Origin of the sequence: Armatimonas sp. (assembly GCF_031410135.1) — a bacterium.
Classification (GTDB): domain Bacteria; phylum Armatimonadota; class Armatimonadia; order Armatimonadales; family Armatimonadaceae; genus Armatimonas.
Map to the genome: position 1 here is coordinate 1 of NZ_JANNYP010000562.1, position 7,273 is coordinate 7,273.

The following is a 7,273-nucleotide window of genomic DNA, read 5'->3' on the forward strand; positions in this document are numbered from 1 at the left end:
CGCCAAGATCTCTGTGATTACCTTAATATCTCTCCAGACAGAGATCTTGGCGAACATATTCTGCATTACAAACAATAAAATCTTTTTCCCGATTAAAATTGACCAAAGTCTGTTGTTGAGTAAAGAGTGCTGCTGCACTAACCCACTCTGGATTACGGATACATATCAGATCATAAGCCCAAAGACTCCTTGGAGTTTTGCCCGTAAGTTCAGAAGGGGGTAAACCACAACTGAGTGCTTGAAAAATATCAAAACTATCTGCAGGAAAGCAAGCTCTTGTATCTATTAATTTAAGGAATTTTGTTGCAATTCGATATTTTTTAGGGATATTGGCAATTCCAAAGTTCTGCCATGCGGAAAAATAGGAACTTAAAATTGTATTATGAAGTATATCTAGTCCTAAACGGCTACATGCGGCAGGTATGAAAGGGATTTGTTGCTCAAGTGGATAGAGCGATGCTCGAAAAGAGGATAGTAATAATTCCCTTTCACGAAGACCAGTGACGGATAACCGGATTTTTTCATGCTTGAGAATCTCTCTGATAGTACATTCTTGTACTCTCATGATTCCATACTTAGTAGGCATTATACGTGGCTCATAAGATAAGCCGCTGATGTCAATGCATATTTTCATAAAATGACTCTGTTTTTAGAATTTATTTTTATAAATGTGAAATTTTAGATTAATTACGGGTAATAATCGTGCAATACAAATCATTATTGGTTTATTTTTTTTTATTAAATATAATTTCCCAAGGTAAGACAGGGCATACTGCGCCGGCAACACGTTCTATTGGTTCACCATTAAAATTTGTGCGTTCAACATTGAAAGTGACACTGCTATCTTGATCCCAAATAATATTAACTACCATTGGAATATCTGCCTTGATCATAATTCCGTATTTCCCCTCATTAAGTAGATTTGCAGGGATATGGCATATGCTCTCATAGATCCCAGGCTCACGTGTTTTGTTTTGCCATTCTTTTATTTGGGCATCACTAGTGAAAAAAGCGGTACTACCATCAGAACACATCAAAAAAAATGCCATGCGGAAATGCGGCATGGGTTGACGAATTTCATAACTAATACGGATATCAAAAGGCTCGCCCGAGCCTACTGTAGATATAACATTGCCATTGATATTGTTAACTTGGAGGGAACGCAGGATAACGCGATCATCACCCGGCGCATTTATATCATCGTTCCAATAACGTATTCCTTCTTGCGAATCTGAGGTTGCCATATATTCTTCAATAATCTCAGAAACAACACCAACTCGTTTTACCGTTCCACGTTCCAGGAAAAGTCCACGATTACAAAGAGCATTAACGGCTCCCATATTATGACTGACAAATAGTACGGTGCGTCCTGATTCCGCAACATTATGCATCTTACCAAGGCACTTTTTTTGGAATTCACCGTCACCAACAGCCAGAACTTCATCAATAATCAATATTTCTGACTCTAAATTGGCGGCCACACCAAAGGCTAGGCGTACATACATACCAGATGAATATCGTTTGACAGGTGTATCTAAGTGACCCTCTACCTGAGAGCCAGCAAAAGCAACGATTTCATCGAATTGTCGTTGGATCTCTTTGCGTGTCATACCCAAAATAGCACCATTCATGTAGATGTTTTCACGTCCGGTGAGTTCAGGGTGAAAACCTGTGCCTACTTCGAGCAAACTACCTACACGCCCTTTAAGCCGAACAGTTCCCGTTGTTGGGGTCGTGATTCGTGATAAAATCTTGAGCAAAGTGGATTTCCCCGCTCCATTGCGCCCAAGGATCCCAACAACATCTCCTCGCTGAATATCAAAATTTACATTACTGAGTGCCCAGAACTCTTCAGATCTAGGGCCTTCAAATGGATGACGTAGGCGATGGAGCAGTGCCTCACGAGCTGTGGTATGGTGGTGATCCTGATGCGCAATTGTATACGCTTTGGAGATATCACGGGCTGAGATGACAGTATCAGATGACATCTGCAAACCGTGTCTCCATTCGATGGAAGTATGCTAAACCGATGATGAAGATCACAATAGCACCTAGAGCACTACTTATACAGAGTCCCCAGTTATAGACATGAGTTCCCATTAAAGACCAGCGAAAACTATCTAAAAGACCACTCAGTGGATTAAGTATGAAGAAGGGAGACCATTGCGAAGGGAGCTGATTCATTGCATGGGTGAGGGAGTAGCCCACAGGCGTTGCATAAGTGCCAAATTGTATTAAAACAGGCAAGGCGTACTGAATATCACGGTACTGAACCATTATCGCTGAAGTGATAAGTCCAAAACCAACAGCTAGTATTTGGATTAGTAGGAGCCATAATGGGGCTGTTATGAGAGACAATGTTAATGGGAGATGAAAAAAAATCATCAGACCAAAGAAAATTATAGAAGATACTGCTAAATCAACTAATGTTCCATAAATAACCGAAAGAGGGAGGATCACTCTAGGAAAAAATATCTTAGAAACCATCTGAGTATTCTGAACCATACTGTTACTGGCTTTTGTAAGTGTTGAAGTGAAACTATTATAGGCCATGAAGCCAGCAAAGGCAAAAGGAAAATAAGGTACCTCTGTCGGCATTTTAGCGATTTGATTGAATAGTATTGTGAAAATCAGAGCTGCTAGCAATGGTTGAAAAACAACCCAAATCACTCCAAGCGCTGTTTGACGATAGCGGAGTTTAACATCGCGTTGTGCAAGCACTATAAGAAGATCTCGATAACGCCACAACTCTGCAAAATCCAAAAATGATAGTTTACTTCGAGGCTGGATAATTATTTCTGATGTGTCTTGTAAGCGCGTGGCTATGCTCATATGTACTCTGACCGCAGAGAGCATATCATGTGCAGGGGTGTTTTTGCAAACTAAATGACCACAAACGGGCCGCTGCGGGAGCCGACAGTCGTGGCGATCCGTAGCTCGTACTCACCGGGGAGGGCTGTGGTGGGAATGTAGAAGAAGATGGAGTAATCTGACCCTTGTCGTTGCAGGAGGCCAATGGGACGCCAGACATCTGAGGCAGGTTCAGGCACGAGATTGCCGTACTGTGAGCCTTGGAAAATCAGCTCCTCATCTTGCCATATCTGAAAGGCTCCGCCTGTGGAGCGGTTGCTTTCCACGAGGGGGAGACGTAGCTTGCCACCGGGGGCGATTTGGGGGGGGGATGCCATTCTTGAATATTCTACCACGGCTATCTTGATCTTAAACCTTTTATTGGTTACACTGTAGGCATGCGATTTTTTCAAGATGGTTTTACCGATACGCCGTTTTTGCCCGGAGGGAAATGGCGCGTCCACGATAAGCTCCGCCCCCGACCCGCTGTGGTAACACCGCCTGCGGAGGGGCCGTTTACGCCGCCTCCTGCCGATGCCGTTGTGCTCTTCAATGGCAAGAGTACCGATGCTTGGACTCGTCCCTGGAAGATTGTTGATGGGGCGATGGAGGTTACCAAGGGGCTTGGGAGCAACGAGACAAAGCAAAAATTTGGGGACATGCAGCTTCATCTGGAGTTTGCCACGCCTGCTGAGGTGAAGGGCAATGGTCAGGGCCGGGGCAACTCAGGCGTGATTATCCAGGGACGCTACGAGATCCAAGTGCTTGATTCCTACAACAGCGAGACCTACGCCGATGGGCAGTGTGGTTCGGTCTATGGGCAGAACCCGCCGCTGGTCAATGCGTGCCGCAAACCAGGAGAGTGGCAAGCCTACGATATTTTCTTCACGGCCCCCAAGTTCGCCGCTGATGGCAAGCTAGAGAGTCCTGCGTATGTGACGGTGATCCAAAATGGCATCCTAGTGCAGAATCACCGGGAGATTCTCTGGCCCGTGGCCCATAAAGATGTCAACAAGTACACCCCACATGGCCCCGCACCACTCCAGCTTCAAGACCACGGCAACCCCACACGCTTCCGCAATATCTGGGTTCGGCCTCTTTAGCGACCAAAGATCGGGCCACGCGTCTTACGAAAAAGCAGCTCCGCGTGGCCTGTCACCAGAAAGTTTTCCAGCCGTCCGACTTGCTCAAAGCCGGACTGTCTGTAGAGCTTCTGGGCACCTTCATTGAAATCGGAGACGCAGAGAAAGAGATTGGGGTGGCGGGCAAAGACGCGCTCCTCGACAAAGCTAAGAAGGGCGCTCCCGACTCCCTTGCCCCGTTGCTCGGGTGCGACACACAGAATCTGAAGATAGCCAATAAAAGGCCCACCAAAGTTCAGGAGCGCGATCCCAACAGGGGTTTCGAGCTCGTCCACGGCGACCCATTTTTCTAGTCCCTCACGCCGTAGAGCCCACTCGCTCTTGGTCTGATCAAATCCCAGCGTGATCCATGGCTCTGATGTTGTTAGCCAGCGTGCGCAGCCTTCCACGTCATCGTCAGCCAGCTCCCGAAAAGTTAGTTGCATGGTGTTTTTTCCGCTACAATGGTACCCCATGCGTAAGACGGTGCTCTATGGTCTCGGAACCTTGTTGTTGCTGGCCAATGCCTACTTCGGCACCTATGCCTATGTGGTAACCCAGGCACTTCTCTGGACACAGACGGCTCTTCAGCGCGGCCCGCTGGTGATGCTCTTTGCGCTGGTCTGCCTGAACCTATTTTTCTTGAAGTTTGCCAAGAAGTGGGCGCTGAACCAGAAGGAGCTGATCACGCTCTATGCGATGCTCTGTGTGGGAACTTGCGCGGCGGGTTATGGTTTTGTGCAGATCCTGATCAACCAGATTCCGGCCCCGTTCTACTCCGATTATGCTACAGGGGGCAGTAAGTTCAAGGACTATATCTGGCCCAATGTGCCGGAGTGGCTCGCTCCGCGCGATCCTGAGGTTCTCAACGGCTTCTTTCGGGGCAACACGACTCTCTGGACGGTGGCGAACCTCAAGGGCTGGGCGACTCCTGTGCTGGCATGGAGCACCTTTATTGTCACGGTGTTCTGGACACTGCTCTGCGCCATGTCACTTTTTCGCAAGCAGTGGATTGAGGAGGAGCGCCTGACCTTTCCGCTGGTGCTGCTCCCGCTGGAGATCACGGCGAACGGAGGGCGTGCGCCGATCTTTAGGAACCCGATCTTCTGGGCGGGCATGATTATCGCCGGGCTCTTGGAGAGTGTCAACTATATCAACTTTCTCTATCCGTCGGTGCCGAGCATTGCACTCAAACCGGGGATGGGTTTCAACGAGCTTGGGCCTCTCTTTACCCAGCGACCCTTGAGTGCTATCGGGCGCTTCACGCTAGCGTTCTATCCCTCGATTATTGGAATCGCGTATCTTCTCTCTCTCGAAGTCAGCTTCTCGTGCTGGAGCATGTATCTGGTGCAGAAGGCGCTGGTTATCGGCAGCGCCTGGCTGGGGCTCTCTGAGAGCGGCGGGAGTGGCCCGACCAACCGGATGCCCTATGTGCGAGAGCAGGGCCTCGGAGCTTTTGTCGGGATTGCGCTTTTCTCGCTCTGGATGGCCCGTAAGGCGCTGAAGAAAGCTCTTGAGGCGCTGGAGAAGCCCGTCGCAGATACGCACGAGGAACTCATGACACCACGGATGGCGCTGCTGGGCGGCGGGGGTGGCCTGCTCTTTTTGACGCTCTTTCTGACGGTAGCCGGGGCGAGTTTCTGGCAGGCACTGACCTATGTTCTGATCTACACGTGCTGCGCGATTACGCTGGCACGGGTGGTGAGTGAGGCGGGCGCGGGCTGGGCGTGGGCTCCGATGTGGGGCAGTGGGCAGTTTGTGGCCGATGTCTTTGGGCAGAACCATCTCTCGGGTAAGCAGGCCGTCCTCCTGATCGGCTACACCAACTGGATGAACGACATGCGCGACAACCCGATGCCGCACTCCGCCGAGGCACTGAAGATGGCACAAGGCGGGGGGCTCTCACCACGTGCGCTTCTCAAGCCACTGCTCTTTGCCGCGGTGATCGGGACTCTGGCGGCGTTCTGGGCGCACCTGGATATCTACTACACCTACGGCGCGGCGACGGCAAAAGTCCGCCCGGCCCTCCAGGGAGGAGCCTTGGTTCCCGCACGGCAGGCGGTCTCTCTCTTAGTCTCGCCCACCCTCGCCGATATTCCGGGGCTCCTAGGCGCAGGCGTGGGGGCTCTGATTGCAATCGCGATCTCAGTGCTACGGCAGCGCTTTAATGGCTTCCCGCTCCATCCACTGGGCTATGCGGTGGGAATGACCAACACGATGGAGTACATGTGGTGCCCGTTTCTGATCGCGTGGGTGCTGAAGACCATCACGCTGCGCTACGCCGGAATCGGGGGCTACCGCAAGCTCTTGCCGTTCTTTCTGGGGCTCATTTTAGGCGACTATGTGATCCCGACCCTCTGGGGCATCTTCGGGATGGCAAGCGGCTACCAGATGTACATGGTCTTTCCGCACTGAGTGCCCTCCTCCCGTTTTCCCTCCTCCCCCCGGCCCCCTCCTCCCAACCCTGGGAGGAAGGGGAGAGAGGGGGAGATTAGTGAGTGCTCCCTCCGCCAATCCTGCCTCCGCAGGATTGGGAGGAGGGAAGAGCGAAGCGAAGGGAGGAGGGTCGCCTATCTTTGTGCTTGGAAGAGCTTTCTTGCCACGAGAGCCAGCACGAACAGACCGGCTCCCGCGAGGGAGAAGCCCACGCCATAGCCGCCGCTTTTGAGAACCTGCCCCATCACGGCAGGACCTGCCGCTTGCCCCAAGAAGAACGCGAAGGCAAAGAGTGAGACGGCGGTGCCGCGCATGGTGGGTGAGAGCTCGGTGGCACGGGTCTGGAGCGGGCCGTGCATGGTGTAGTAGCCCATGCCAAAGATAATAATGGCGGGAATGAAGAGCCACCAGACCGGAAGCCAACCGATCAGCGAGTAGCCCGCGAGCAAGAGCGTGCCGCCCAAGAGTAGTGTCCCCAGCTCGCCGATCTTAGGCACAAGCTTTTTCACGCTCGCGCTGTAGATCAGCCCCCCAATGCCAAAGCACGCCAGCAAAAGCCCAATGGTAAGGTAAGAGAGCCCGAAGCGCTCTTTGAGTGAGGCTCCCAGAAACGGCAGACCGCCAAAGATAAAGAAACCCTCGACAAAGGCTGTCCCGAGAACAATCCGAGTTTGTGGCATGGCCCAGAGTGTCAGATAAGGCGCAAACGAGAACTTTCGATCGGGGCGCGGCTCCTCAGGCACGCGCTTGCTCTCTCGCCAGAGCATCACGGCCATGACCAGAGAGGCACCCGCAAAGAGGCGGTAAATCACCTGCCAGCTTAAAAACTCCCCAAAGATTCCTCCCAGGCTGCTCCCTAGAATCTG

Annotated in this window: 8 protein-coding genes; 2 read left to right on the forward strand and 6 right to left on the reverse strand. The window is 51.4% G+C overall.

Annotation, left to right across the window (positions count from 1 at the left end):
• Window positions 1-22: 22 nt before the first annotated feature.
• From RMO15_RS20680 to RMO15_RS20695, 4 genes are all read right to left on the reverse strand, one after another.
• The gene (locus RMO15_RS20680; RefSeq protein ID WP_309716413.1) at window positions 23-565 is read right to left on the reverse strand and encodes a hypothetical protein; all 543 of its coding nucleotides are present in this window, start codon (window positions 563-565) and stop codon (window positions 23-25) included.
• A gap of 160 nt (window positions 566-725) precedes the next feature.
• A complete protein-coding gene (locus RMO15_RS20685) occupies window positions 726-1,988 on the reverse strand; it encodes an ABC transporter ATP-binding protein (protein ID WP_309716421.1) in 1,263 nt (420 codons plus the stop codon).
• Complete coding sequence (locus RMO15_RS20690; RefSeq protein WP_309716424.1) at window positions 1,978-2,763, reverse strand: ABC transporter permease; 786 nt, start codon at window positions 2,761-2,763, stop codon at window positions 1,978-1,980. Before RMO15_RS20690 ends, RMO15_RS20685 begins: the two co-directional genes overlap by 11 nt.
• 119 nt (window positions 2,764-2,882) lie before the next feature.
• Entirely contained in the window at window positions 2,883-3,188 is a 306-nt protein-coding gene (locus RMO15_RS20695) for a hypothetical protein (RefSeq protein WP_309716434.1), read from the reverse strand.
• A gap of 60 nt (window positions 3,189-3,248) precedes the next feature.
• Between RMO15_RS20695 and RMO15_RS20700 the strand changes: the two genes are divergently transcribed.
• A complete protein-coding gene (locus RMO15_RS20700; RefSeq protein WP_309716442.1) occupies window positions 3,249-3,953 on the forward strand; it encodes a DUF1080 domain-containing protein in 705 nt (234 codons plus the stop codon).
• Here RMO15_RS20700 and RMO15_RS20705 read toward each other — a convergent pair.
• Window positions 3,950-4,417 (reverse strand): GNAT family N-acetyltransferase, encoded by a 468-nt coding sequence (locus RMO15_RS20705; protein WP_309716445.1) that lies wholly within the window; start codon window positions 4,415-4,417, stop codon window positions 3,950-3,952. The two genes, RMO15_RS20700 and RMO15_RS20705, sit on opposite strands and share 4 nt — an antisense overlap.
• A 28-nt stretch (window positions 4,418-4,445) precedes the next feature.
• Between RMO15_RS20705 and RMO15_RS20710 the strand changes: the two genes are divergently transcribed.
• Window positions 4,446-6,386: a DUF6785 family protein gene (locus RMO15_RS20710; protein WP_309716450.1), complete on the forward strand. Its 1,941-nt coding sequence runs from the start codon at window positions 4,446-4,448 to the stop codon at window positions 6,384-6,386.
• A gap of 155 nt (window positions 6,387-6,541) precedes the next feature.
• Here RMO15_RS20710 and RMO15_RS20715 read toward each other — a convergent pair.
• A partial coding sequence (locus RMO15_RS20715) for an MFS transporter (RefSeq protein ID WP_309716454.1) occupies window positions 6,542-7,273 on the reverse strand: 732 nt, incomplete at its 5' end.

Bases quoted from the DNA above. Each gene is read 5' to 3' on its own strand.
- RMO15_RS20680 (WP_309716413.1), bottom strand. From the start codon at position 565: ATGAGAGTACAAGAATGTACTATCAGAGAGATTCTCAAGCATGAAAAA.
- RMO15_RS20685 (WP_309716421.1), bottom strand. From the start codon at position 1,988: ATGTCATCTGATACTGTCATCTCAGCCCGTGATATCTCCAAAGCGTAT.
- RMO15_RS20695 (WP_309716434.1), bottom strand. From the start codon at position 3,188: ATGGCATCCCCCCCCCAAATCGCCCCCGGTGGCAAGCTACGTCTCCCC.
- RMO15_RS20700 (WP_309716442.1), top strand. From the start codon at position 3,249: ATGCGATTTTTTCAAGATGGTTTTACCGATACGCCGTTTTTGCCCGGA.
- RMO15_RS20705 (WP_309716445.1), bottom strand. From the start codon at position 4,417: ATGCAACTAACTTTTCGGGAGCTGGCTGACGATGACGTGGAAGGCTGC.
- RMO15_RS20710 (WP_309716450.1), top strand. From the start codon at position 4,446: ATGCGTAAGACGGTGCTCTATGGTCTCGGAACCTTGTTGTTGCTGGCC.